Origin of the sequence: Pseudomonas sp. KBS0710 (genome assembly GCF_005938045.2) — a bacterium.
Taxonomy (GTDB): Bacteria; Pseudomonadota; Gammaproteobacteria; order Pseudomonadales; family Pseudomonadaceae; genus Aquipseudomonas.
On the sequence record NZ_VCCF02000001.1, the window covers coordinates 4,850,880 to 4,876,132 of the forward strand.

At 57.2% G+C, this 25,253-nt stretch carries 21 protein-coding genes; 6 read left to right on the plus strand and 15 right to left on the minus strand.

Translation table 11 applies throughout. The annotated features are described in order from the left end of the window. Positions 1 to 86: 86 nt before the first annotated feature. The 8 genes from FFI16_RS22240 to rplM all read right to left on the minus strand — a co-directional run bounded on the left by FFI16_RS22240 (position 87) and on the right by rplM (position 5,886). Positions 87 to 836, minus strand: coding sequence for a FadR/GntR family transcriptional regulator (locus FFI16_RS22240; RefSeq protein WP_038844908.1), 750 nt, complete (start codon positions 834 to 836; stop codon positions 87 to 89). A 158-nt stretch (positions 837 to 994) separates the two neighbouring features. Further along, positions 995 to 1,414: a ClpXP protease specificity-enhancing factor gene (locus tag FFI16_RS22245; RefSeq protein WP_069786065.1), complete on the minus strand. Its 420-nt coding sequence runs from the start codon at positions 1,412 to 1,414 to the stop codon at positions 995 to 997. A 17-nt stretch (positions 1,415 to 1,431) separates the two neighbouring features. Continuing rightward, positions 1,432 to 2,049, minus strand: coding sequence for a glutathione S-transferase N-terminal domain-containing protein (locus tag FFI16_RS22250; protein WP_017138266.1), 618 nt, complete (start codon positions 2,047 to 2,049; stop codon positions 1,432 to 1,434). Between the two features lie 149 nt (positions 2,050 to 2,198). After that, positions 2,199 to 2,978, minus strand: a complete 780-nt coding sequence (locus FFI16_RS22255) for a cytochrome c1 (RefSeq protein ID WP_017138267.1) — start codon at positions 2,976 to 2,978, stop codon at positions 2,199 to 2,201. Continuing rightward, positions 2,978 to 4,189: a cytochrome bc complex cytochrome b subunit gene (locus FFI16_RS22260; protein WP_017138268.1), complete on the minus strand. Its 1,212-nt coding sequence runs from the start codon at positions 4,187 to 4,189 to the stop codon at positions 2,978 to 2,980. Before FFI16_RS22260 ends, FFI16_RS22255 begins: the two co-directional genes overlap by 1 nt. After that, complete coding sequence (petA, locus tag FFI16_RS22265) at positions 4,189 to 4,785, minus strand: ubiquinol-cytochrome c reductase iron-sulfur subunit (protein ID WP_003216040.1); 597 nt, start codon at positions 4,783 to 4,785, stop codon at positions 4,189 to 4,191. Before petA ends, FFI16_RS22260 begins: the two co-directional genes overlap by 1 nt. Positions 4,786 to 5,050: 265 nt before the next feature. Continuing rightward, a complete protein-coding gene (rpsI, locus tag FFI16_RS22270; RefSeq protein WP_003216038.1) occupies positions 5,051 to 5,443 on the minus strand; it encodes a 30S ribosomal protein S9 in 393 nt (130 codons plus the stop codon). A 14-nt stretch (positions 5,444 to 5,457) separates the two neighbouring features. Continuing rightward, positions 5,458 to 5,886 (minus strand): 50S ribosomal protein L13, encoded by a 429-nt coding sequence (gene rplM, locus FFI16_RS22275; protein ID WP_003171742.1) that lies wholly within the window; start codon positions 5,884 to 5,886, stop codon positions 5,458 to 5,460. 248 nt (positions 5,887 to 6,134) lie between these two features. Between rplM and FFI16_RS22280 the strand changes: the two genes are divergently transcribed. Further along, positions 6,135 to 7,175: an NADP(H)-dependent aldo-keto reductase gene (locus FFI16_RS22280; protein WP_138816849.1), complete on the plus strand. Its 1,041-nt coding sequence runs from the start codon at positions 6,135 to 6,137 to the stop codon at positions 7,173 to 7,175. Between the two features lie 116 nt (positions 7,176 to 7,291). On the opposite strand, the gene FFI16_RS22285 is transcribed toward FFI16_RS22280, so the two are convergent. After that, entirely contained in the window at positions 7,292 to 8,428 is a 1,137-nt protein-coding gene (locus tag FFI16_RS22285; protein WP_138816850.1) for an acyl-CoA dehydrogenase family protein, read from the minus strand. A gap of 220 nt (positions 8,429 to 8,648) precedes the next feature. Between FFI16_RS22285 and FFI16_RS22290 the strand changes: the two genes are divergently transcribed. Next, positions 8,649 to 9,569, plus strand: coding sequence for a GlxA family transcriptional regulator (locus FFI16_RS22290; protein WP_178112749.1), 921 nt, complete (start codon positions 8,649 to 8,651; stop codon positions 9,567 to 9,569). A gap of 129 nt (positions 9,570 to 9,698) precedes the next feature. Here the strand turns inward: FFI16_RS22290 and zapE are convergent, their stop codons facing one another. The 3 genes from zapE to FFI16_RS22305 form a co-directional block, all read right to left on the minus strand. Then, positions 9,699 to 10,793 (minus strand): cell division protein ZapE, encoded by a 1,095-nt coding sequence (zapE, locus tag FFI16_RS22295; protein WP_099486259.1) that lies wholly within the window; start codon positions 10,791 to 10,793, stop codon positions 9,699 to 9,701. A gap of 79 nt (positions 10,794 to 10,872) precedes the next feature. Continuing rightward, positions 10,873 to 12,228: a tryptophan--tRNA ligase gene (locus tag FFI16_RS22300; RefSeq protein ID WP_138816852.1), complete on the minus strand. Its 1,356-nt coding sequence runs from the start codon at positions 12,226 to 12,228 to the stop codon at positions 10,873 to 10,875. Between the two features lie 24 nt (positions 12,229 to 12,252). Further along, positions 12,253 to 12,882 (minus strand): alpha/beta hydrolase, encoded by a 630-nt coding sequence (locus tag FFI16_RS22305; RefSeq protein ID WP_138816853.1) that lies wholly within the window; start codon positions 12,880 to 12,882, stop codon positions 12,253 to 12,255. A 147-nt stretch (positions 12,883 to 13,029) separates the two neighbouring features. Between FFI16_RS22305 and FFI16_RS22310 the strand changes: the two genes are divergently transcribed. Continuing rightward, positions 13,030 to 13,467, plus strand: coding sequence for a YhcB family protein (locus FFI16_RS22310; RefSeq protein ID WP_017138275.1), 438 nt, complete (start codon positions 13,030 to 13,032; stop codon positions 13,465 to 13,467). Positions 13,468 to 13,663: 196 nt separating this feature from the next. On the opposite strand, the gene FFI16_RS22315 is transcribed toward FFI16_RS22310, so the two are convergent. From FFI16_RS22315 to FFI16_RS22325, 3 genes are all read right to left on the minus strand, one after another. Beyond that, complete coding sequence (locus tag FFI16_RS22315) at positions 13,664 to 15,388, minus strand: ABC transporter ATP-binding protein/permease (protein WP_138816854.1); 1,725 nt, start codon at positions 15,386 to 15,388, stop codon at positions 13,664 to 13,666. A 99-nt stretch (positions 15,389 to 15,487) separates the two neighbouring features. Continuing rightward, on the minus strand, positions 15,488 to 16,048 hold the full coding sequence (locus FFI16_RS22320; protein WP_138816855.1) for a response regulator transcription factor: 561 nt from the start codon (positions 16,046 to 16,048) through the stop codon (positions 15,488 to 15,490). Beyond that, positions 16,041 to 17,303 (minus strand): ATP-binding protein, encoded by a 1,263-nt coding sequence (locus FFI16_RS22325; protein ID WP_017138277.1) that lies wholly within the window; start codon positions 17,301 to 17,303, stop codon positions 16,041 to 16,043. Before FFI16_RS22325 ends, FFI16_RS22320 begins: the two co-directional genes overlap by 8 nt. A gap of 243 nt (positions 17,304 to 17,546) precedes the next feature. Here FFI16_RS22325 and FFI16_RS22330 point away from each other — a divergent pair, with 243 nt between their 5' ends. From FFI16_RS22330 to FFI16_RS22340, 3 genes are all read left to right on the plus strand, one after another. Next, complete coding sequence (locus FFI16_RS22330; protein ID WP_138816856.1) at positions 17,547 to 21,119, plus strand: dermonecrotic toxin domain-containing protein; 3,573 nt, start codon at positions 17,547 to 17,549, stop codon at positions 21,117 to 21,119. Positions 21,120 to 21,274: 155 nt separating this feature from the next. Next, entirely contained in the window at positions 21,275 to 21,988 is a 714-nt protein-coding gene (locus FFI16_RS22335) for an SIMPL domain-containing protein (RefSeq protein WP_138816857.1), read from the plus strand. A 445-nt stretch (positions 21,989 to 22,433) separates the two neighbouring features. Continuing rightward, complete coding sequence (locus FFI16_RS22340; RefSeq protein ID WP_138816858.1) at positions 22,434 to 25,145, plus strand: hypothetical protein; 2,712 nt, start codon at positions 22,434 to 22,436, stop codon at positions 25,143 to 25,145. The last annotated feature ends 108 nt before the right edge of the window (positions 25,146 to 25,253 follow it).

The window sequence follows — 25,253 nt, forward strand, 5'->3', positions numbered from 1 at the left end:
CATGTGCAGACTGACACACCGCATTCGCGAGCAAGCCAGCTCCCACACTTGGATCGATTTACTGCTGACACCACTCGGTTGCCCAGTTAACCGCGCTGCGCTTGCGCCTCTTCATGGGCATGGCGCAGCCGTTCACGGCTGTTGGTCAAATGCAGGCGCATGGCCGCGCGGGCCGCGTCCGAATCCTGGCGGGCAATCGCCTCATAAATCTCTTCGTGTTCGCGACTCAGGCGGCCCATGTAGTGCTGCTGGTCATCGTGGGCCAGGCGCGCCGAATTCAGGCGGGTACGCGGAATGATGCTGGTGCCCAGGTGGGTCATGATGTCGGTGAAGTAGCGGTTGCCGGTGGACAGTGCGATTTCCAGGTGGAACGCAAAATCTGACGCCACCGCATCGCCGGCGTGGGCCGCGCTTTCATTCAGCGCATCGAGCGCCGCACGCATGGCCGCCAGTTGTTCGTCGCTGCGGCGCAACGCAGCAAGGCCGGCCGACTCCACTTCCAGGCTGATACGTAGCTCCAGAATCGCCAGCACATCACGCAGCGTTACCACCGTGGCCGGGTCGATCCGGAAACCGCTAGGGCTGGGCGTGTCCAACACAAAGGTGCCGATACCGTGGCGGGTTTCCACCTGCCCCGCCGCCTGCAAGCGCGAGATGGCCTCACGCACCACGGTGCGGCTGACCCCATGGGCTTCCATGATGGCCGACTCGGTGGGCAACTTGTCGCCACGTTTGAGCTGGCCGTCGCGGATCTGCTCGGACAACACCGTGACCAATTCCTGGGCAAGGCTGCGGCGCTTGCGGGGAAGACGAGGGGCGGTGTTGGCGTTTTCCATGACGAATGATCTTTCTCGGCGAACTTGAGCCCGCATCATAGCCCATGGCGGTTGTACGATCACCGTTCTGACACGACTTTCATCCATATCCTTTGCGCAAAAAAATGCCCCGGCACAGGCCGAGGCACTTTTAGGGTTCACACGAAGGTGAACGCCGCTTACTTCACCACTTTCAGGCTCGGCCGACCGCTTGGACGCGGCGGCTCGGAGTCCGGTGGCGGTACATCATCACCGTCTTCGCCTTCGATCGCTTCGTCATCCTCGAAAGGCGACTCCAGATCAAACACCATGCCCTGGCCATTTTCCCGGGCATAGATCCCGAGGATGGCACCAATCGGCACAAACAGCGTATGCGGCACGCCGCCAAAACGCCCTTCGAAGCTGACGGCTTCATTGTCCATGTGCAGGTGGCGCACAGCACTTGGCGAAACGTTCAGTACGATCTGCCCGTCACTGGCAAAACCCTGCGGCACGTCAACTTTGGGAAATTCAGAGTTGACCAGCATGTGCGGGGTGCAATCGTTGTCCACAATCCACTCATAGAGCGCGCGGACCAAATAGGGTCGACTGGAGTTCATCAGCGGCTCCTTAAGCCTTAGCGCATGTCGCGTTCGACACCAGACAGACTCGCCTGGAAAGCCTCACGCGCGAACTGGCGCTCCATGTAATCAAGCAACGGCTTGGCCGGCCGTGGCAGTTCAATGCCCAGGATCGGCAAGCGCCAGAGTATGGGTAATAGGCAGCAATCCACCAAGCTTTGTTCCTCACTGAGGAAAAAAGGCTTGTCGGCGAACAGCGGCGAAACGCCGGTCAGGCTCTCGCGCAATTCCTTGCGCGCTTGCACACGAACGGCTTCTTTACTGCGTGTATCCAGGATCACATCCACCAGCCCGCACCAGTCACGCTGGATCCGATGGATCAGCAGGCGGCTGTTGGCACGCGCCACCGGATACACCGGCAGCAAAGGTGGATGCGGGTAACGCTCATCCAGGTATTCCATCACCACGGTTGACTCCCACAACGCCAGGTCACGATCGACCAGGGTGGGCAAGCTGCCGTAAGGGTTCACTTCGATCAGTTTCGGCGGATGACGACCTGCCTCCACACTGATGATCTCGGCGCTGACACCCTTCTCTGCGAGCACGATGCGTACTCGGTGGGAATAGTGGTCGGCGGGGTCGGAGTAACAGGCCAACCGATTGGTCACGCCCATGGCGGTCCTCCTCGCTTGTTGAAATTATGGAAAGCTCAAAAACGAGCGCGCCCAGAGAGCATCCCTGTAGTGCCTGGTTCAACCAGACTGCTACGTATTCAGAGATGCCGCTGGGCGCGCAAGATTAACAGCAATTGCTTACGGTTGGATCAATGCACATCCTTCCAGTATTCACGTTTGAGCAGATAGGCGAATACGAAGAAGAAGGCCAGGTACAGCAACACATAGGTACCGATGCGCTGATGCTGCAATTTGACCGGGTTGGCCGAGTAGGCCAGGAAGGTCACCAGATTCTTGACCTTCTCGTCGAACTGCTCTTCATTCAGCGTACCGGTCTTGGGCACGATGGTCAGTTGATCGCACGCTTCGTGTGTCAGAGGCGTGCCGGTCAGCGGATCATATTGCTTCTTGCCGTCTTCAACGACCTGAACCTGCTTGCATCCTACCACTTGGCGACCCTGCAGGCCGACCAGAACGTTAGGCATACCGACGTTCGGGAAGACTTTGTTGTTCACGCCGTAAGGGCGCGCCGGGTCTTCGTAGAAGGATTTGAGGTAGCCATAGAGCCAATCGGTACCGCGCACGCGCGCCACCAGGGTCAGGTCGGGCGGCGCAGCGCCGAACCAGGCCTTGGCATCTGCCGGCTGCATGCCGATGTTCATGTGGTCGCCGATCTTGGCACCGGTGAACACGGCGTGGCTGAGCATCACGTCATGGGGAATACCCAGGTCATCGGCGACACGCTCGTAACGCTGGAACTTGGCGCTGTGACAGCCCATGCAGTAGTTGGTAAACGTGCGCAGGCCATCTTGCATGGCGGCCTTGTCGGACACGTCGATATCGACTTTTTCCAGCTCCGCGCCGTGCTCGGCGGCGAAGGACAGTAGCGGCAGCGCCGCAAGGATCAAAGCAACAAATAACTTTTTCATCAGCCAGTCACCCTTTCCGGAACCGGTTTGGTCTTCTCGAGCCGGGTGTAGAACGGCATCAGAATGAAGTAGGCGAAGTACAGGAAGGTGCAGACCTGCGACAGCAGCGTACGCTCAGGAGTTGGGGCCAATACGCCCAGCACGCCCAGGATCACGAATGCAATGCAGAACACCCACAGCCAGATCTTGCTCAGCCAGCCTTTGTAGCGCATCGACTTGACCGGGCTGCGGTCGAGCCATGGCAATACGAACAGCAGCGCAATCGACGCGCCCATGGCCATTACGCCCATGAGTTTGTCGGGGATAGCACGCAAGATCGCGTAGAACGGCGTGAAGTACCAGACCGGCGCAATGTGCTCAGGCGTCTTGAAGGCGTTGGCCTGTTCGAAGTTAGGCTTCTCGAGGAAATAACCGCCCATCTCCGGGAAAAAGAACACGATCGAGCAGAAGATGAACAGGAAGACCACTACGCCGACGATGTCTTTGACGGTGTAGTACGGATGGAACGGAATGCCATCCAGCGGTATGCCGTTTTCGTCTTTGTGCTTCTTGATGTCGACGCCATCGGGGTTGTTGGAACCCACTTCGTGCAGCGCCAGGATGTGCAGCACCACCAGGCCCAGAATCACGATGGGCAGTGCCACCACGTGCAGGGCGAAGAAGCGGTTCAGGGTGATGCCGGAGATCAGGTAGTCACCACGGATCCACTGGGTCAGGTCGTTGCCGATCACCGGGATCGCACCAAACAGCGAAATGATTACCTGGGCGCCCCAGTACGACATCTGGCCCCACGGCAGCAGATAGCCCATGAAGGCCTCGGCCATCAGCGCCAGGTAGATCAGCATGCCAAACACCCACACCAGCTCGCGTGGCTTCTGGTACGAACCGTAAAGCAGGCCACGGAACATGTGCATATACACGACGATGAAGAACGCAGATGCGCCGGTGGAGTGCAGCAGACGCAGGATCGAGCCGTACTCGACGTCACGCATGATGTACTCGACGGAGGCGAACGCCTCTTCCGCCGACGGCGTGTAGCTCATCGTCAGCCACACACCGGTGACGATCTGGTTGACCAGTACCAGCAAGGCCAGCGAGCCGAAGAAGTAGAAGAAGTTGAAGTTTTTTGGCGCGTAATATTTGCTGAGATGGTCTTCCCACATTTTAGTGGCGGGGAAGCGCGCATCCACCCAATCCATGAACTTGCTCATCAGGCTTTCTCCCCCTCGTCGACGCCAATGACAATGACACTGTCAGTCTCGTAGTGATGTGGCGGCACTGGCAGGTTCAGTGGTGCGGGTTGTGACTTGTAGACGCGACCGGCGAGGTCGTAATGGGAGCCGTGGCAAGGGCAGAAGTAGCCACCGACCCAATCCTTGCCAAGGTCGGCAGGAGCAACTTCCGGGCGGAAGGTAGGCGAGCAACCCAAGTGGGTGCAGATACCGATCAGCAGCAGGATCTCTGGCTTGATCGAACGGATTTCCTTATCGACGTAGGCGGGCTGGTCGGAGTTCTTAGAGTCGGGGTCAGACAGCTGACCTTCGATTTTCTTCAGATTCCCCAGGATCTCCTCAGTACGACGAACGATGAAGACCGGCTGACCGCGCCACTCAGCAATCATCTGCTGGCCTGGGTCGATCTTGCTGACATTCACCTTCACCGGTGCACCTGCGGCTTTCGCCTTGGCACTGGGAAACCATGACCCCACGAACGGGACCGCAGCCCCCACCGCTCCTGCAGCACCCACCACGGATGTGGCTGCTACCAAGAAGCGACGCCGGCCTGCATTCACGCCGTCATTGCTCATTCAGTCCTCTCCCATCAGCTTTTTGGCCTGTTAAATCAGGCGTCTACTAAGTGTTGAATCTTTACTTATAAAAATTTTGTCGGATGGTAATGAAAAGCCCCACGTATGACAAGGGAATTGCCCTGGGCTCAGCCTCTAGGCCCTGTAGTATAGGGGGTCTACGGATGTGGCAAGTTGTCACGGCGAAATTTATGCATAAATCGCAGGCAATAAAAAACGCCCAGCTCCGTGAGGAGTTGGGCGTTTTTGTGGAACGTAAAGCGAATTAACGCTTCGAGTACTGCGGACGCTTACGCGCTTTACGCAGACCGACTTTCTTACGTTCAACTTCACGAGCATCGCGAGTTACGAAGCCAGCTTTGCGCAGAGCGCCACGCAGGGTTTCGTCGTACTGCATCAGAGCGCGAGTGATACCGTGGCGGATTGCGCCAGCTTGACCACTTACACCGCCACCGATAACGGTGACGTAGATGTCGAACTTTTCAACAGTCTCGGTCAGTTCCAGCGGCTGACGAACTACCATGCGGGCAGTTTCGCGACCGAAGAAATTTTCCAGAGTGCGGTTGTTGATCGAGATGTTACCAGTACCCGGACGCAGGAAAACGCGAGCGGTAGCGGTTTTGCGACGGCCAGTGCCGTAATTTTGAGTCGCCGACATAATGAACTATTCCGTTAAAACTTCAGTTCTTGGGGCTGCTGAGCAGCATGAGGGTGTACAGCGCCCGCATAGACTTTCAGCTTGCGAAACATATCGCGACCCAGTGGGCCCTTAGGCAGCATACCTTTGACCGCGATTTCGATCGGGGCTTCAGGCTTCTTGGAGATCAGGCCTTCGAAGTTCGAAGACTTGATACCGCCTGGGAAACCGGAGTGACGGTAGTACATTTTGTCTTGCGCTTTGTTGCCGGTAACACGTACCTGCTCGGCGTTGATGATGACAATGTAGTCACCGGTGTCAACGTGAGGGGTGTACTCAGGCTTGTGCTTGCCACGCAGACGGCTGGCGACTTCAGTGGCCAGACGACCCAGGGTCTGACCAGCGGCGTCGACGACAAACCAGTCGCGCTGAACTGTTTCCGGTTTTGCAGTAAAAGTTGTCATTCTTTAATAGCCTCAGGGGCCGCCCTGTAAATTAGACGGCGGATCTTACTGAATAGTGCGTACTTTGACAAGTCAAAGGCAGCCGGATACAGACGCTATCGGGGGCTCGGGTCGGCGCGTCCGTTCAACGGCAAGATTCTTCGGCAGGCGGCGCATCACTTCCACTGCAGAAAGAGGTGGTCAATTATGCAGATTGCGAAAAAAAATTCAACCTGCTTTTATGATTGTTTTCCCCGAAGGAGTACCCGATGGATTATCGACAGCTGGGCCGCACCGATCTGAACGTAAGCGCGATCGCCTTGGGCACCATGACCTGGGGTGAGCAGAACAGCGAGGCAGAGGCCTTCGCACAGATCGAACGGGCCAAGGCCGCAGGGATCAACTTCCTCGACACCGCCGAAATGTACCCGGTGCCGCCCAAGGCCGACACCTATGCCACTACCGAGCGCTACATCGGTAATTACTTCAAGAGCCGTGGCGACCGCGCCGACTGGATCCTCGCCAGCAAGATCGCCGGCCCCGGCAACACCATCGATTACATCCGCGACGGCCACCTGCGCCACAACCGCAAGCACATCGTCGAAGCCCTGGATGCGAGCCTCAAGCGCCTGCAAACCGACTGGATCGACCTCTACCAGCTGCACTGGCCGGAGCGCAGCACCAACTTCTTTGGCCAACTGAGCTACAAGCACAAGGACGAAGACAACCTGACTCCGCTGGAAGAAACCCTCGAAGCGCTGGACGAACAGGTCAAGGCCGGCAAGATCCGCCACATCGGCCTGTCCAACGAAACCCCGTGGGGCACCATGAAGTTCCTGGCCCTGGCCGACGCCCGTGGCTGGACCCGCGCCGTGTCGATACAGAACCCCTACAACCTGCTCAACCGCAGCTTTGAGGTGGGTCTGGCGGAAGTGGCGATTCGTGAGCAATGCGGCTTGCTGGCCTATTCACCACTGGCCTTCGGCATGCTCAGCGGCAAATACGAAAACGGCGCACGCCCGGCCAAGGCACGCCTGACCGAGTACAGCCGTTTCAGCCGCTACTTCAACCCGCAGTCGGAAGCCGCGTGCAGCCGTTATGTGGCCCTGGCGCGCGAGCATGGCCTGGACCCGGCGCAGATGGCGCTGGCGTTTGTGACGCAACAGCCGTTTGTGACCAGCAACATTATCGGCGCCACGAGCCTGGAACAGCTGGACAGCAACATTGCCAGTGCTGACCTGAAACTGTCCAAGGAAGTGCTGGACGGGATCGAGGCGATTCAGAAAGATCATCCGAACCCTGCGCCTTGATTGATCTTTAGGCCGCCTTCGCAGGCAAGCCAGCTCCCACATTTGACGGTGTTCACAGTTCAAAGTGTGGGAGCTGGCTTGCCTGCGATGGGCCCCTGAGCAGCACCACAAGACCATCAAAGCGCCCGCGCAATAATCTCCTTCATGATCTCATTGGTCCCCGCATAAATCCGCTGCACCCGCGCATCCGCCCAAGCCCGCGCAATCGGGTACTCCCACATAAACCCGTAGCCGCCGTGCAACTGCACGCACTCGTCGAGCACCTTGCATTGCAGGTCTGAGGCCCAGTACTTGGCCATCGCGGCGGTGGGCACGTCGAGCTTGCCTTCCAGGTGCAGCGCCATGCATTTGTCGACAAACACGCGGCCGATCTGAATCTCGCTGGCCATCTCCGCCAGTTTGAACCGAGTGTTCTGGAAATCCGCAATCGCCTTGCCGAACGCCTTGCGCTCGCGGGTGTATTCCAGGGTCCACGCCAGCGCGGCTTCGGCGGATGACAGCGCGCCAATCGCCACGGTCAGGCGCTCCTGAGGCAGCTCCTGCATCAAATACGCGAAGCCCATGCCCGCCTGGCCCAGCAGGTTTTCCTTGGGCACGCGTACATCCTGAAAGAACAGCTCCGAGGTGTCCTGGGCCTTCATGCCCACCTTCTCCAGGCGCTTGCCCTTGTCGAAGCCTGGCGTATCGGCTTCAACCAGAAACAGGCTGGTGCCCTTGGCGCCGGCCTTGGGGTCGGTCTTGGCCACCACGATCACCAACTCGGCAAGGTAGCCGTTGGTGATAAAGGTTTTGGAGCCATTGATCACATACTCATCACCATCCAGCACGGCGGTGGTCTTCACACCTTGCAGGTCAGAACCGGCACCCGGCTCGGTCATGGCGATGGCCGTGACCATCTCGCCGGAGATCAATTTGGGCAGGTACTTGTGCTTCAGCGCCTCACTGCCGTAATGCAGGATGTAAGGCGCGACGATGTCCGAGTGCAGGGAAAAACCAATGCCGGTAAGGCCCAAGCGGCTGATCTCTTCGATCACTACTGCGCTGTACAAAAAATCTGCGCCCAGCCCGCCGTATTCTTCCGGCAGATGGGAGCACAGCATCCCCGCCTCCCCCGCCTTGCTCCACAGGTTGCGGTCGATATAACCCTGCTTTTCCCACTGCCCATGGAACGGCGCGGCGTGCTTTTCAAGGAAGGTGCGCACGCTCTCGCGGAAGAGTTCGTGCTCCGAGCTGAACAAGGTTCTGGGGATCATGGGTCACCTGCGTAGATTGTCGGACAAAGACCAGACCACAGAGCCTATGCCGCGAAGGCGTCACAGGACACTGGACACATGCGACAAAAAATAAGACGATCCAGCCGTCTGGTGACCACTTTCCCCTATAAGAATAAATGAAATTATGTCTAACCAAATCTCCACGCCCTTGCGGCGCGTCAGCATTTTGGCCATTGATCGGGTATTCGCTTCCACCCTCATGCAAGCCAAGGATTTCTTCCACCTCGCCAGCCTGCGTTACGGCAAGCAGCAAGGCCTGGGCCTGACCCCGGCATTCGAAACGCGCCTGGTCAGCCCCGACGGGCAGTCAGTGCGCAGCTTCAGCGATGTGATCATGCCGGTGGACGGCGGCCTGGAAAACGCCGACATCATCGTGTTGCCGGCCTTCTGGGATGACTTCGAGGCGCTGTGCACCCGCTACCCGCAAGTGCTGCCCTGGTTGCGCGAGCAACATGCACGTGGCGCGGTGCTGTGTGGTGAAGCCACCGGGGTGTTCTGGCTGGCCGAAGCCGGGCTGCTCGATGGCAAGGAGGCAACCACCTACTGGCGCTTCTTCAACGCCTTCAGCGAGCGTTTCCCCAAGGTGCAGCTCAACCAGGACAAGCACCTCACCGACGCCGACAACCTCTACTGCGCCGGCGGCACTACCTCAGCCTGCGACCTTTACATCTACCTGATCGAGCGTTTCTGCGGCGCCAACATCGCGCAGGCTGTTTCCCGTGACATCCTTTACGAAGTGCAGCGCAACTACGCGCCAGGGCGCATCGGTTTTGGCGGGCAGAAGCTGCACCAGGACGTGATCATCCTGCAGATCCAGCACTGGCTCGAGGAACACTTCGCCGACAAGTTCCGCTTCGAAGACGTCGCCCGGGAACATGGCATGAGTATCCGCAACTTCATGCGCCGCTTCCAGACAGCCACCGGCGACAAGCCGCTGCATTACCTGCAAAGGCTGCGCATCGAGACGGCCAAAGGTTTGCTCTCGGGCAGCCGCAAAAGCATCAAGACCATCAGCTATGAGGTGGGTTACGACGATGCGAGCTTCTTTGCGCGGCTGTTCCGGCAGCACACCGAGCTGTCGCCGAACCAGTATCGGCAACAGTTCCAGCAAGCCGCGTAAGCCAGACTCAACACGGTAAAAAATGTGGGAGCGGGCTTGCTCGCGAATGCAGTGTGTCAGTCAATGCATCTTTAACTGATTCACCGCATTCGCGAGCAAGCCCGCTCCCACATTTGATCTGGGTTGCTTTTAAGGCTTGTGCCCGCGCGACAGGAACTCGTGGGACTGCATTTCCAGCAAGCGGCTCAGGGTGCGCTGGAATTCGAAGTTCAAACGACCGCCGGTGTAGAGGTCCTTGAGCTCGACTTCCGCCGAGATGATCAGCTTGACGTTACGGTCGTAGAACTCATCGACCATGTTGATGAAACGTCGCGCGATGTCATCGGTGGTGACGCTCATCTGCTCCACGCCGCTCAAGATCACCGCGTGGAAGATCTTGCCCAGCTCGATGTAGTCGTTCTGGCTACGCGGGCCGTCGCACAGCTGGCGGAACTCGAACCAGGCCACGTCATCGCAGGTACGCAAGGCGATGATTTCGCGGTTCTCGATCATCAGCTTGTCGTTTTCCACCGCCTGGGTGCATTCCGGCGTCAGCGCGCGGAAGCTCTTTTTCAGGCTTTCGTGCGCCGCTTCGTTCAGCGGGAAATGGAACAACTCGGCCTGCTCAAGGTGACGCAGACGGTAATCGACGCCGCTGTCGACGTTGACGATCTCGGTGTTCTGCTTGATCAGCGCGATGGCCGGCAGGAAGCGCGCACGTTGCAGGCCGTCCTTGTACAGGCCGTCAGGCACGATGTTCGAGGTTGCGACCAGAGTCACACCGTTCTTGAACAGCTCTTCCATCAGGGTGCCGAGGATCATGGCGTCGGTGATGTCGGAGACGAAAAACTCATCGAAACAGATGACCCGCGCTTCGTCGGAGAAGCGCTTGGCAATGATGGTCAGCGGGTTCTTCTCGCCCGGCAGCGTCTTCATCTCTTCGTGCACACGCTTCATGAAGCGGTGGAAGTGCGTACGCACCTTTTCCTTAAAGGGCAGCGCTTCGAAGAAGGTGTCGACCAGGTAGGTCTTGCCGCGGCCCACGCCACCCCAGAAGTACAGGCCTTTGACCGGCGCGTGGTCTTTCTTGCCAAACAGCTTGCTGAACATCCCTGGCTTGTTGTGCGAGGCCGCGACCAGGTCGTCGTACAGGCGCTGCAAATGACGCACCGCATTTTCCTGGGCCGCGTCATGGAAGAACTCAGGGCGTTTCAGATCAGCTTGATATCGTTCTAGGGGCGTCATAATTTCGTTAGCAAGGCAACAAAAACGGGCCGTCACTGTAACGACGGCCCTGGATAATGGCAATCAACCCTTGGTCGGGTTAATCCTCGATGGGGGTCAACGCAACGCGCAAGGCGGCGATGGCTGCATCGCGCGACGTTTCGTCGGCAAATTCGGCGCTGTCGGCCACGGCCGCACCGTCCAGCCATACGCTGAAGCGTACGGCCTCAGTGCGTACATCCAGCGCGTCGCCGCTTTGCAGTTGCTTGGTCACGGCGCCCGCTGTTTTGCCGTCGGTAAAGTTGCGCGACAACAGCAATTGCTCGCCATCGGCCGACAGCAGGCGGAAGCGGAAGCTGCCGTCGTCTTCACGGAAGCTCACGAAGCGCGCAGCTTTCGCGGCTTTTTTCTTGGCCGCAACCGGCGCGGCGGCCTGGTTGACGAACGAGCGCAGGCCCACGGCTTCGCGCAGCTCGGCAAGGAACGGCGCGGCCACGGCGCGGGCTTTTTTGGCACCGATCAGCAGCAGGTCTTCCATGTCCGAGGGGCGCGACATCAACTGGTGGTAACGCTCGCGCGGCTCGCCAAGCTGGCCGTCGAGCAGTTGGAACAGGCGGTTCTTCGCTTCGCCCCAGCCCAGGCCTTGCAGCAGTTCGGCGCGGAACTCTTGTTCCTGAGCCTTGCTGGCAAATGCCTGGAACAAGGTAAACAGATGCGAGTTATCCGGGTCTTTGGCTTCGCCAGGCGCACGCGAATCGGTGACGATCCGCGAGATCGCGTCCTTCATGTCCTTGGCGCTGGTGAACAACGGGATGGTGTTGTCGTAGCTCTTGGACATCTTGCGGCCATCCAGGCCCGGCAAGGTGGCGACGCTTTCTTCGATCAACGCCTCGGGCATGGTGAAGAATTCTTTACCGTTGCCGAACAGGTGGTTGAAGCGCTGGCCAATGTCGCGGGCCATTTCCACGTGTTGGATCTGGTCACGGCCGACCGGCACCTTGTGCGCATTGAACATCAAGATGTCCGCCGCCATCAGCACCGGGTAGCTGTACAGGCCCATGCTGATGCCCGCATCCGGGTCTTCGCCGGCTTCGACGTTCTTGTCCACCGAGGCCTTGTAGGCGTGGGCGCGGTTGAGCAGGCCCTTGGCGGCAACACAGGTCAGCAGCCAGGTCAGTTCAGGGATTTCCGGGATGTCGGACTGGCGATAGAAGGTCACCCGGTTCACATCCAGGCCACCGGCCAGCCAGGTCGCGGCGATTTCCATGCGCGAGCGCTGGATGCGCTGCGGGTCATCGCACTTGATCAGGGCGTGGTAGTCGGCCAGGAAGTAGAAGGAATCGGCATTCGCGTCCTGGCTGGCGAGGATCGCCGGGCGGATCGCACCGGCGTAGTTGCCCAGGTGCGGCGTGCCGGTGGTGGTGATGCCGGTGAGGATACGGGTACGAGTCGTCATGGGTAATCGCTTATCAGACTGCTATCAATTCGAGAGGCGCGGCAGCACCAGATCCTTGAGATCGGTGAGCTTGCCATGAAAAAAGTGTCCGCATTCTGCCACTTTCAGCAGCTCATGGGGGCGTTTGAGGGCGGCGGACCAGTCGTAGACCAGTTGCGGGTCGACCACTTCGTCGGTTTCCGGCTGGATCAGGGTCAGTGGGCAACCTTGGGGCAGCACGTCGCTATCACGCAGGCGCATCACCGCAGCGGCGACCATGAACAAGTGCGACAGCTTTTCGCCCTTGGCTTCCAGTCGGCCGCCGAGGCTGGCCGCGACATAACCGCCGAAGGAAAAACCGAGCAAGGTGATCGGCAGGTCGGGGTGTTTTTCCCGCAGCCAGGTGGCAGCCGCTTCGGCATCATCCACTTCACCGGTGGCCATGTCGTGAGTACCGGCACTCGCGCCGACGCCACGGTAATTGAAACGTAAAGTAATCAAACCAGCATCGCGGGCAGTGCGCTGCAGGGTCGAAACGACTTTATTGAGCATGGTCCCGCCTTGCACCGGGTTAGGGTGGCAGATCAGCGCCAGGCCACGTGGCTCGGGGTGATCCAGGTACAAGGCTTCCAATTGGCCCACCGGGCCAGCGATCAAAACGGGGGTTTCACGCATGAGCAAGGAATGAACTCCGTGACCTCTCAAAGGGTCGACTCGTCTAGCTAAAAGTCTGTGCATGGCATCATTGCGAGCTTAATCGCGGTATACAGCGCAGGTCCGAGCCGTTAACGTAAAGCAAAGCCGTTTATAGAGGAAGGACTCGTGGAACACTCGCTCTTAGTTTGGTTGTTGCCGACTCTTGCCCTGGTTGCCGGTGTCGCCATTGGATTCCTGGTTGCCCGCTTGCTGCCGAATGCCGCGCCTAACCGCACGCAACGTCAGCTGGATGACATTCAGGAACGTTTTGACAGTTATCAGAACGAGGTTGTTACCCACTTCAACAGCACCGCGACCCTGGTCAAGAAGCTCACCCAGAGCTACCAGGAAGTACAGGATCATCTCGCCGATGGCGCCAACCGCCTCGCCCTCGACGACATCACCCGCCAGCGTCTGCTGGCCGCGCTGCATTCCGATGCACCGCAAGCCCCACGGGAGCGCCTGACGCCACCGCGGGAAAACCAGGAGCCACCACGGGACTACGCGCCAAAAACGCCGAACGCCCCAGGCATGCTGGATGAGCATTACGGTTTGAAGAAGTAAGTTTTTTTCAAACACTAAAAAGCCCGGTTGATCGATGATCAGCCGGGCTTTTTTGTGGGTGCTCATTCTCCAGAACAGTGGAGATCCACTGTGGGAGCGGGCTTGCTCGCGAAAGCGATGGATCAGTCAAAACAACTGCAACTGACAGACCGCATTCGCGAGCAAGCCCGCTCCCACATTTTGATCGAGTGTGACCTCAGGACACGGGTTGCTCCTGCAACAACCCACCCTCAATCCGCACATGCCTCCCATGAAAACGCTTGAGGCTGCTGCGATGGCCGACGCTGACGATGCTCAGCCCCGGCAGTTCATCGATCAACGCCTGATACAAGGTTGCTTCATCCTCTTCATCCATGGCCGAGGTCGCTTCGTCCATGTACATCCACTGCGGCGCGAACAACAAGGCGCGGGCAAAGGCCAGGCGTTGTTGCTCACCGGGCGAGAGCATGCGCTGCCAATGGTTGGCCTCATCCAGACGGCTGACCAGATGCGGCAAGCGGCAGGTTTCCAGGACCTGTGCATAACGTTCGGCCGAGTAGGCGCTGTCATCTTGTGGATAACTCAACACCGCCTTCAGGCTGCCAATCGGCAAGTAAGGCTTTTGCGGCAGGAACAGATAACGCGCCGCCGGCAGGCGAATGCTGCCGTGGCCCGCTGGCCACAAGTTGCCCATGGCACGCAGCAACGTACTTTTGCCGCTACCGGAACGGCCACTGAGCATCACGCGCTGGCCAGGCTCTACGGTCATGTCGGCGTCGGTGAGCAGGTGGCGGCCGTCGGCCAGGTCCATGCCCAGGTCTTTCACCACCAGTTGCTCACCTTGCGGGTGAACATCAATGGCCGGAGCACGTTGCTCGTTTTCGCTCATGGCCTGGTGGAAGCTCAGCAAACGGTCACTGGTCGCGCGCCAGCTGGCGAGGTCGGAGTAAGCGGTGATAAACCAGCTGAAGTTGCCCTGCACATTGCCGAACGCCGAGTTGATTTGCATCAGCTCGCCCAGTTCGATCTTGCCGGAGAAATAGCGCGGTGCCGCCACGATAAACGCAAAGACGATGGCGATCTGCTCATAACCGGCGGTGAAAAATGTCAGGCGCTTGGACACTTTCATGATGTCCCAATAGTTGTGCCAGACCTTGCCGAACCGCGCACTCAAACGCTGATTTTCGTTTGGCTCGCCATTGTACAAAGCAATGCTTTCGGCATTTTCCCGCACGCGCACCATGGAGAAACGCAAGTCTGCTTCGAAACGTTGCTGCTGGTTGCTAAGGCCGATCAAACGACGGCCGATCAGGTGCGTCAGCCAACTGCCGACGGCGGCATACAGCAGCGCGCACCAGAACATGTAGCCGGGGATGGTGATACCGAAGACTTCGATGCTGCCCGACACACCCCACAGGATGATCGAGAACGACACCAGGCTGACGACGTTGCGCAGCAGCCCCAGACTCAAGCTCAACGTCGTCGACGTGAAGTTATTGAGGTCTTCGGAAATACGTTGGTCCGGGTTATCGGTATAGCCGCCCTGCTCCAACTGGTAGTAGTTCTTGTGGCTAAGCCAGCGTGCGAAATACTTTTCGGTGAGCCAGGCACGCCAGCGAATCGTCAGCATCTGAGTCAGGTACAGGCGGTAGACCGCAGCGACAATCGCCACGGCGGCGAGCATGCAGAAATAGCCGATCAGTTGCCAGAAGGCGGCCGTGTCCTTCTTCTCCAAGGCGTTGTAGAAGTCCTTGTACCAATGGTTGATCCAAACGGAAAAGGCCACACTGAACAGCGACAGAGCAATCACTGCTGCCAGCAACACCCAGGCCTTGCCCTTCTCTTCGCTGCGCCAGTAAGGCGCTATCAACGCCCAGGTTCGGCGAAAAAAATGCCCACGCACCGCGTCGTTGACCGCGGAATACTCAGCGTTCTGATTCATCGTTCAGGCTCTGTAAGAAAATGTGACAGGCGTTTGAACCGATCATAGACGATCGGTTCAGGGCTCCGTGCAGCCTGAAGCGGATTGTTCAGACTTTGTTCAGCGCCGTACCGGGCGTTTTTGCAGCTTTCGTTGCAGCGTACGCCGGTGCATGCCCAGCGCGCGGGCGGTTGCGGAGATATTGCCTTCGTGTTCGGTGAGCACGCGCTGGATGTGTTCCCACTGCAGGCGGTCCACCGACATCGGGTTTTCCGGCACCAGGGTGTCGAGGTCGGCGTGCTCGGAGAGCAAGGCAGCCAGCACGTCATCGGCGTCCGCCGGCTTGCACAGGTAGTTGCAGGCACCGCGCTTGATGGCCTCGACGGCAGTGGCGATGCTGGAGTAACCGGTGAGGATCACCACGCGCATTTCCGGGTCAAGCTCCAGCAGCTTGGGCAGCAGCACCAGGCCGGAGTCGCCGTCCATTTTCAGGTCGAGCGCGGCGTAGTCCGGCAGGTCGGCCAGGGCGATGGCCAGGCCTTCTTCGGCAGAACCTGCGGTGCTCACGCGAAAGCCGCGACGGCTCATGGCGCGCGCCATCACGCGGGTAAAGGTGGCGTCGTCATCTACCAGCAACAGGTGCGGCAGTTCTTCGCCTTCGACTTGGATCTCGTCACTCATCGATATCTCCTCGTGCGACACGGGGCAGGCGCAGCTCGGTGAGCGTGCCACCTTCCTCATGACTATAGAGCTTCACTGAGCCGCCCGCGCGGGTCACGCTGGCCTTGCTCAAAAACAGGCCGAGGCCGAAGCCTTTGCCCTTGGTGGTAAAGAAGGGTTTGCCGATCTGCTCGGCAATGGCCAGCGGCACGCCCGCGCCGTGGTCACGAATACTGATGGTGACGTTTTCGGCGTCCCAGTCCAGCTGTACGCCCAGGCCTTCGGGGCAGGCGTCGGCGGCGTTGTTCAGCAGGTTGAGCAAGGCCTGGGTCAGGTCCGGCGGCGGCGCCATGCGCGGCACACTGCCCTGCCCTAATAAATGAAAACGGTAGCTGGCTTCGGGACGCATCAGGTGCCAGCGGTTCAGGGCTTCGTCGAGCCACTGGGTCACGTCCTGCATCTCTACCGCCAGGCGGCGATTGGCTTCGGCGGCGCGCACCAGTTGCTGCAAGGTCTGCTTGCATTGCTTGACCTGTTCGCGCAACACGCCGAGGTCTTCTTGCAACACCGGGTCGTGATGGTCCTGGGTCATTTCGTTAAGCAGCACGCTCATGGTTGCCAGCGGCGTGCCCAATTCGTGGGCGGCACCGGCGGCCTGGGTGGCGACAGCCAGCAATTGCTGGTCGCGCAGGCCTTCTTCGCGGCGAATGGCGCGCAGTTCTTCCTGGCGGCGCAGCTCTTCGGCCATGCGTGCAGCGAAGAAGGTGATCACTGCAGCAGACAGCGCAAAGCTCAGCCACATCCCGTAGATCTGCAGGTTTTCGCGGGCAATGGGAAAGGTTTGCAGCGGGTAGAACTGCGCCAGCAGCAAGGTATAGAGCGTCAGCGCAATACCCGACAGCACCACCGAGTAACGCCATGGCAAAGTCACCGCAGCGATGGTCAATGGCACCAGGTAATACGAAACAAACGGGTTGGTGGAACCACCGGAGAAATAAAGCAACACGCTGTGGATAAACAAGTCGCAGGCCAACTGCAGCGCATACTCGAGTTCGGTCACCGGCCACGTGGTGCGCAAGCGGATGGCAGTGAACGCGCAAAGCACCGTGGAAAACGCCAGGGTCACACCCAGTTGCAGCCAGGGCAGCGGCAGCAGGTCGAACCAATAGGCAAGCCCGACGGAACCGGCCTGTGCGGCCAGTACCAGGGTGCGGATGAACGTCAGGCGCCAAAGGTTCTGGCGTGTGGCGGAAGTCAGTTTTACGGCGGCGAGCATGAGCTCTCCCGGTGAGCGCTGCAGGCGGATCGGCACGAGTATAAACGAAGCAAAGCGACGGACAGCGAAACTGCGGCAAACGGCCACAGCCCTGGAGCCTCCCACCGTCAACCATCACGATTGATATTGGGCAAGTAGGTAACAAATCATACATGCGCATAGCTGCTTTCCAGGCTCGGCAGGGAACTCTTCGTGCTCGCTCAGCCACCCATCGTGGCCCTTAACTGCACAAGAGTCGAAAAGTTGAGCACGATTCCTACCCAGAAAATCATCCCCATGCCTCATCCCGTTTTGGAGCAGAAAAATAAATCGGCGCCAAATATTGATGATGCCCAGTCGAAACACTCGAGCTGGAGGGGAGGCGCAGAAGGCCTCGGTGATTCTGGAAAAACAAGCTCTTCAGCCATGCATTCGCAACCTCACAAACTCTCCTTTAGTTCGGCGCAACAATGGAAAGTCCGCGATGACGCCACAGAAAACGAATTGGTCCAAGACGTCGTACCTGACCCCGAGCCACCGCCTGGGGAAAAGGTCTACATGCTTGTCTCTCGCAGGCCTGAAGGTAAAGAAGTATCGCCCCGTTCAAAAGATCCCGCGCCTATCGACCTTGGAGCAAACATTGACGTTGACGAATATGTTCAACACGTTGCGCGGTCGTTCAAGGACGTCAATCGGGACGCTGCAACGACCGTCAAAAAGCTCGTCAAAGAAAAATGGGGGGCAAATATCGACCCCGACACCACGTTTATTGTGACTTACAGATACAACACAACTGCAGGCAAACCCTACCCAGCACAAATCATCAGCAAAATCAGTCTGACCCAGGCCTTTATTCAGAACTCACAAAATATCCCAGAAACCGAACGCACTCACGTCCCTTACTACAGGGGTGGCCCGGATATCAAATTAGTCGACAAATTGGAGAGAGTCGTAACGACCATCTCTGATGTTAGAGGCCGCGCCAACCCAGGCAGGGAATCCGCGCATGTCACTCATACCTACCAGGGAGTCTACGTCTCTGCCCCCTCCGAACCTGCCATCTATGGACCGTCAACCCAGCTCCCCTTTTCGGTCGACGAGCTCAAGAGCGCGATTAAAAAATCTGACTTTCAAAGGTCTCACACTGAGTTCCTGAATGACTTCTGGGACAAAAACAGCGAGAAATATCCGACCCTCATAAAGGCCTCGCTGGTAAAGGCTGCGCACGCCCAAACACAGGAAGGTACGCTCGCCGAGAAAGACAAACAGCTATTGATGCGCGGCATCGGGCTTGATCCGGATCAGCCTGCATGGGCTGACACCTCAATGGAGAGTTTACTTAAACCGCCTTCTCGGGATCCGAATGTAGAGACCAGCTTACTCACAATTGGCCGTTACCCATCAACCGACATCATGGTTATTACCGACAAAAAAGGGGACGTCAAAAACGGTAAGACACGTCACCGAACCTTGCTCTGCATACCGGGCAACTCTTCACCTATACACACTTTCGACTCACCGGAGGAGATGAAAGCAACTCTTGCAAAATGGGCGGCAGACCCTGTGAAGCGCGAAGCGCTTGCACAGCACTTCAAATTGAAGGAAAGAAGCGGCAGTGAATGGCATGCCGGTATTATCGAAACACTGGAAGGGCTCGGCGCCTGGCCTAAGCCCGGTCATCGCTACAAGTGGAACCCTGATAAAGAAATCAAGATAGAACCCCACGCCTCCCCTTTCGACGAAGTAAGCGAACGCCAGCGCAGCCGCTCATACGCCGACGCAGATCTCCTCATCACCAGTAACAATGATGTTAAAAAAATAGAGATTGAGAAATTCCTCAATAAAGCGGCGATGGTTGCTCTGCTCTTCACCCCCTTCGCTTTGTTAATGCCTGAAGCGGCGATTTTATTGGACGTACTCGCTATTGCTTCAGGAGCGACTGAGGCCGGTATCGGTGCCGACGACATCGCACATGGCAAACCCGGAGGCGTCAATAAATTAGTATTTGGCGTGCTCAATGCCACGTTACCCGTAGTGGCGAGAGGCATCGGAGGAGAAGGCCCACGTATCACTCCCGAAAGGCCTTCAGAGCCCTTTGAACCATCGCTTGGGGTTGAACAGACGCCTGTTGAGTCAGTACCTGGGCGAGCCCTGCCAGGTCAAGGAGCCAATCGAGTCGACAATCAAACGCCAACCGCAAATGGTACGGGCACAATTGCACTCAAACACGAAGTGGGGCCTGACGGTAAAAGTGTGCTCGTGCCTGATGGCATCTGGGCCGAAAAGCCGCAAATTCTGAGAAGAGAAAAATATACCGATGTGGTCGTCGGCGACAAAGTCTATCGCTTCGACCCCAGCAAGCCCGATGTATTGACTGAAGTCGGGGCAGCCGGTGATTTCGAGCCTCTGGCAGGTTTTGAAATGATGTGCGGCGCGCCCGATGCTCGGATGCGCCGGGATTTAAACGGACTGTGCTACACCAAGTGGATTGAATCGGGCGGAACACCGGTGTACCAAGAAGCCCAAGCGCTGGAACACAGAAGACTGGTGCCAAGCCCGGAAGTCACTGGACAACCAAGAACCGTTATCCATGATCATCGACTTTACCAAGTGAGCCCCAACAATGGAGACCAACTGATTGAGGTGCCTAGACAGTCCCCCATCACTTATCGAAACCAAGTAACCGGCAGTATTGTCAATGAGCCGGACTTCGGTTTTGACAACCTTGGACAATCTCGCTCTATCAACAATGACACCGTGGTTGTAAAACTGGGCCCCATCAGTGACCTCAGTGACGATCAACGCACGCTCAGGGCTTATAAGACTTCGTACAACGGGAAAAACTATGTCGTCGCCGAAGGCGACACCGGAGTATTTTACTTCGCGGAACTTAACGCCTCGGGTCAACTGGACTTTCAACGAATTACCGCCAATAACAACCCCGTCAGCAGTCGAATGATTGAGCTGCACGATCAATACAAAGATATTCATGGTTACGCCGCCAATGGCACTCCCAATCAAGACATTGTCGTACTGCCTGACATGGATGACCTGCTGAAAAATATCGTTATCGATAATAACTTGTCGCCCGCCGAAACCCAGCAGCTCAAAAACGTGCTGAGTGGCTTGAGCGACGAAAAACAACGCGAATTACTGCTGAACATTCGCGCCTGGGGTAAAAAACTTAATGTACCCACGGCACTGAAGCCCATCGCGCTTGAACCGATGAATATGCCGGTGACGTTCAACTCATTTTCCCCGGCTAATAAAAATAAGTTCTTCGCTGAGGCGTCACGCGAGGCGATAGACCGACAATTTGACGCGACGGGAATAAGATCGGCCAATCAACGTATCCCTAACGACTTGGCTGACGGTGCCCGTGCATACAGCGCCGATGAAATCGTGACCTGGCTATATACACGGACTGCTGCCCCCAATTACTCAGAAGCCATTATGAAAGTCGGCGCAGGCAACTGTGACCAAATGGCCCATGTGGCTGTTGACACCATTAATATCAGCGGCGGTGATGCGAGAATTGCGCAAGTCAAAGGGCATACATTTGCCGTGGTAGGCGGCCCCAAGGGAGGGCAGATCATCTCAGGTTTCAAAGGCCCGGAATGGGCTGATGCCTGGGTTGTGGATCCATGGGCGGGAATCTCCTGCCCTGCCAGTGACTACCCTGCCCAGTTCGAGCGACGGATGCAGGATTGGAGCCGCAGCGGCAAGCAAATCCTGATCAGCGATGGAGGCACACCGCCTCAATCGGTATGGCGAGACCCTTTGGACCCGGCATGGATTAACGCAACTGTTCATGGAGACGCGCAGGTGTTCGGGTGATGGGTTCGCCGGGACGGAACATAAATGACTGGCGGAGTCTTTTCAGATTCAACCTACAGCTGTTGGTTAGCGTTTTTTTTACGTATTCATAAACCCGACGAACCCAAATGCTCCGTCTACAGTCATACCGATTACGCACAACCTCTGGAGTTTATATGTCACGTTTGATCAGCACTGCCGCCGTTATCACCCTCGGCGTCGCCACCCTTGCCAGCCTGCCTGCGCTGGCAGCCGAAGGGCTGAACTACAACCAGATCTCCCTGCGCGCCGAGGTCAGCCAGGAGGTTGCCCGCGACAAGATGATCGTGACTCTTTATACCGAGTCGCAAAATGCCGACCCGGCTAAACTCGCTGCCGAAATCACCAACACCATGAACAAGGCGCTGGGCGAAGCGCGCGAAGTCAAAGGCGTCACCCTGCGCCAAGGCAGCCGTAACAGCTACCCGATCTACGACAACAAGAACCAGAAGATCACCGGCTGGCGCGAGCGCGCTGAACTGCGCCTGGAAAGCGCCGACTTCCCGGCATTGTCCAAGCTCACCGGCGAGCTGCTCAATACCTTGAAAATGGAGAATATGGACTTCGCCATTGCCGACGCCACCCGCAAATCCAGCGAAGATGCGCTGCTCAAGGATGCGGTCGCTGCGTTCAAGGCCCGCGCCCAATTGGCCACTGATGCGTTGGGTGGCAAGGGCTACAAGATCGTCAACCTGAACTTCAACACCAACGGCTATCCAATGCCTTACGCCCGAAATGGCGGGATGATGATGAAAGCGGCCATGGCGGATTCGGCGCCAACGCCGGAAGTAGAAGCCGGCACCAGCCAGGTGAACATGAGTGCTGATGGTGTGATTGAAGTCCTGCAGTAAGCGTCTCGATTCCAAACAAACGGCGCAGCCTTGAGGGCTTGCGCCGTTTTTTTTATACCTTGGTTTCTAGTACCACGAGCCGGTAAGTTTTTTCCCGGTTGCTGTAGGCCGCTCCTTATGAGCGCTTTTTTCGTACAGAGCACACGCATAACGGGGGAACCTTGCGCACGCTTTTAGCCACGCAGTGATAAGTAACGCTATGCGAACATTTCAAAAGCATAGCAAGTAATCCCTGTTAAAAATATATAACCGCAAGATCAGTTTTACCCTTTGGCTTATATAAATCACACACTCGAAAACGTGACTTAATTAGTGGCAAAAGAACACTGATCAGCCCCTTGTAAAAATCATGACATGGCGTACTGGCGCGGTGCACGCACTGCCAGCCGTACTGTTTCGCGCCCAGAAAACATCGTTAATCACTGATAAATAAAGCGACCCGATAATGAATACACTCTCGCCTCTGCTTCCGCCCCCGATGACAGCGCATGCTCAACACAGTCGCCCAACTCGAGCCATCGACACTGAGCCAACAGTAGAAAATACAACGTCGGGCATGCCGACCGGTTCAGAAGATAGAGCCGCAGGCCCGGGACAAAAACCGAACTCCGCTCCAACCCCCACCCATGAGATGGATTTTGCCAAGGGCGTCATTTATGGGGCACTCGGCGTTTCCCCGCCCACAGCGAGTTACACGCAAGAGGAGCGCCTAAAGCGGATCGACGCTTATGCCGGTCGGGTCGTAACGCAAATCCAGCACATAGAAAGCGGCGAGGAAGGCGAAAGCAATATCAGGTTCCAGAAGACTCGCCAGTTTCTGGAGCCTGCCGGCTACTTCAGCGGTGGGATATTGGCCGCTGGGTTAGACCCACATGAAAAGATCACAGTGACATTCAACGCTTACGTGGGGAAGTGGAAACCAGAAGTCAAGGACGACACCGCGACCGAGACACGCACCTATTTTGCCTGGGAAATTGCCGCGGGTGCCCTGAAGCACGATAGACCAGCGGGAGGCGGCCTGTTTAACTTCCAAACCATGGAAATCCAGCCACAGGACCGCAGCAAGATCAACGATCTGGAAGCGCTGGGTGCGAAGCTTCAAGATCACTGGAAAGATGAAATAGCCAAGCCCATGAGCGACGAGTCAGGCGCATTGGCAAAGCGCTCGGGGAAAGCCGATGCCTATGTTGTGAAAGGCATCTTGCAAGGTCTGCGTAACGACAAGGAAATTTATAAAACGCTGACGCCCGAAGGTCAAATAGCCGTTGACCGCACGCTGGACAAAAACGGGAATGTGCTTATCCCCAATATTTACGGCTATCCACTGGCCAATTACGCGTTTATCCCTTACGTTAATTATCACGGCAATTATGACACCCGGCCCAACCAAGGCCTGATGATTGATTTGAAGAACGGCACGGTCAGTGAAATACACGGGGATGATGAGTTTGCCCGTTGGGCCGGTGATAATCGTGACGCGCTGCGGGCCAGCTTTAACGCTCAGGACAAACAAGGCGGAAAAGATGCTCACTGGCCACCCGCGGGCAATGTACTCGATAACTTTATTGCGGGTAATCATGCACACTACCCGGGGCGCAACAACCTCCTCAGCGACAAACAAGTCCCGGTAAGAGAGACATTCAACTACACCCAATCACGAAAACAAAGTTACCACTTGAAGTTCGGAAACCTGAAATCCGGCATTGCAGAAAGTTATCGAGTGCTCAACACCAACAACGCAAAGTGGGCCGATCAGACCGAGGTATTTGGCAGCTCGCAGCAAACGTGGAAGGAAGCCAAAGAATTGTGGGGGCGCACGTTCGGCTACGTGCCCATCCTTGGCAACGCGGGCAATATTTACTTCGGTGTCCATGACTCCATTTATGGCATGACCGCCGACGATCGCGTGGGCGGCACCGCCGCCGCAGTCATATCGGGCCTGCAACTGGCGCACGAACTTGCCCCCTCTCTGGCAGAGGCAGGGCTGGGTGAGCCTGCAGTCGCTACTCGCGCCTCGACGCCGCAGCAGTACAGTTGGAAATACAATGAGCAGACGAGCGATTTTGAGTTCGTGCGGGCGCCAGAAACTTCGAACAAGGCTGACACAAACGCCACCAACCCTGCGAGCACAGCTGTAATCCCTCCGACAAAGGCCGCCTCATCCTTTCCAGGGATGCAGGAAATAGAGTTCAGGGGCGAAACGTATTTCGTCGCGGATACACCTGATGCGTGGGACGGCACGGCTTTCTTGTTGCGCGTAAAAGATCGGAGCGACCCAACACAATTGGTGAGCAGTGGCATTATTGCCACCCCTGATGAGACAGGAGTGTGGAAGAGAGCCGGGTCGACGGGTGGCGGAAGATGGTTCTGGGAGCGCCCCATTACTTCAACCGTAAGTGATGAGTCTTTGTCGACTCCAAAGTTTTCCGAGCGATTTTTTGAGTCGGATGGTTCGAAAATTCTCGGTGCCGAAAAGTTTGACGACTACTTGAATATTGACGACAACAAGGAATATACGCTCACCAACAATCTCTACAGCGACGGTTCAAACGTTAAAAGGAAGCTTACCGTCTCCTGGAAAATTGATGATGGCAATTTCGAAGTGACTGAGGGTGAGCGAGCCCGGTTCTTGGCCGATTATGATGGCGAGTATTCGACAAGCTTCCCGGTTGACCTGAACCGCGGTGATTACACGATCATTACCAAGGAAAATGGTAACGAGGTGCGTACCAAGCTGGATTTCAGATCCACGTCGGATGAGGAAACGATTAAAACAAGACTTGCCAAACTTGAAGCCACCATTCCCGACCCTAATCTAAGAGCCCGCATTTCAGAGATTGCCCACCAAGGTGCATCGTTTCCAGCGTTTGTAGAGCTCATGCCACCGGTATTGAAAGACGGTTACAGCGTTTCAGCAGGCGAGAAATACTTCAATATTGAATATAACCCAGCCACTGATACCCACACCGTCAAAGCCACTACCAAATGGAGTCTCAAACTACAGACCGAGGACGGGGGCATCACCAACCGGGATTTGGATATCACCAGTACTCGGATATTCACCATACGCGCAAGCAATGATGTGAGCGGAGACGGTTATGTTATTGATAAATCCGCACCGACCAAAATAGAGCTCTCTACGCCAGCAGCAGTGTAAAGGGTTTTACGTTGGTCTTGCGTGAGGGCCGACACCGCAACTAAAGCGACCCTTCTCTACCTGATCAGCCGGAACGGCGGTAACCTCGGTGACCGCCGTTTTCGTTTG

Excerpts from the sequence above, each read along its gene's own strand:
- FFI16_RS22240 (WP_038844908.1), bottom strand. The coding sequence starts at position 836 with ATGGAAAACGCCAACACCGCCCCTCGTCTTCCCCGCAAGCGCCGCAGC.
- zapE (WP_099486259.1), bottom strand. The coding sequence starts at position 10,793 with ATGACGCCCCTAGAACGATATCAAGCTGATCTGAAACGCCCTGAGTTC.
- rplM (WP_003171742.1), bottom strand. The coding sequence starts at position 5,886 with ATGACAACTTTTACTGCAAAACCGGAAACAGTTCAGCGCGACTGGTTT.
- FFI16_RS22320 (WP_138816855.1), bottom strand. The coding sequence starts at position 16,048 with ATGAGTGACGAGATCCAAGTCGAAGGCGAAGAACTGCCGCACCTGTTG.
- FFI16_RS22305 (WP_138816853.1), bottom strand. The coding sequence starts at position 12,882 with ATGCGTGAAACCCCCGTTTTGATCGCTGGCCCGGTGGGCCAATTGGAA.
- FFI16_RS22300 (WP_138816852.1), bottom strand. The coding sequence starts at position 12,228 with ATGACGACTCGTACCCGTATCCTCACCGGCATCACCACCACCGGCACG.
- petA (WP_003216040.1), bottom strand. The coding sequence starts at position 4,785 with ATGAGCAATGACGGCGTGAATGCAGGCCGGCGTCGCTTCTTGGTAGCA.
- FFI16_RS22255 (WP_017138267.1), bottom strand. The coding sequence starts at position 2,978 with ATGAAAAAGTTATTTGTTGCTTTGATCCTTGCGGCGCTGCCGCTACTG.
- FFI16_RS22290 (WP_178112749.1), top strand. The coding sequence starts at position 8,649 with ATGCAAGCCAAGGATTTCTTCCACCTCGCCAGCCTGCGTTACGGCAAG.
- FFI16_RS22280 (WP_138816849.1), top strand. The coding sequence starts at position 6,135 with ATGGATTATCGACAGCTGGGCCGCACCGATCTGAACGTAAGCGCGATC.
- FFI16_RS22285 (WP_138816850.1), bottom strand. The coding sequence starts at position 8,428 with ATGATCCCCAGAACCTTGTTCAGCTCGGAGCACGAACTCTTCCGCGAG.
- FFI16_RS22260 (WP_017138268.1), bottom strand. The coding sequence starts at position 4,189 with ATGAGCAAGTTCATGGATTGGGTGGATGCGCGCTTCCCCGCCACTAAA.
- FFI16_RS22315 (WP_138816854.1), bottom strand. The coding sequence starts at position 15,388 with ATGAATCAGAACGCTGAGTATTCCGCGGTCAACGACGCGGTGCGTGGG.
- FFI16_RS22340 (WP_138816858.1), top strand. The coding sequence starts at position 22,434 with ATGAATACACTCTCGCCTCTGCTTCCGCCCCCGATGACAGCGCATGCT.
- FFI16_RS22325 (WP_017138277.1), bottom strand. The coding sequence starts at position 17,303 with ATGCTCGCCGCCGTAAAACTGACTTCCGCCACACGCCAGAACCTTTGG.
- rpsI (WP_003216038.1), bottom strand. The coding sequence starts at position 5,443 with ATGTCGGCGACTCAAAATTACGGCACTGGCCGTCGCAAAACCGCTACC.
- FFI16_RS22245 (WP_069786065.1), bottom strand. The coding sequence starts at position 1,414 with ATGAACTCCAGTCGACCCTATTTGGTCCGCGCGCTCTATGAGTGGATT.
- FFI16_RS22335 (WP_138816857.1), top strand. The coding sequence starts at position 21,275 with ATGTCACGTTTGATCAGCACTGCCGCCGTTATCACCCTCGGCGTCGCC.
- FFI16_RS22250 (WP_017138266.1), bottom strand. The coding sequence starts at position 2,049 with ATGGGCGTGACCAATCGGTTGGCCTGTTACTCCGACCCCGCCGACCAC.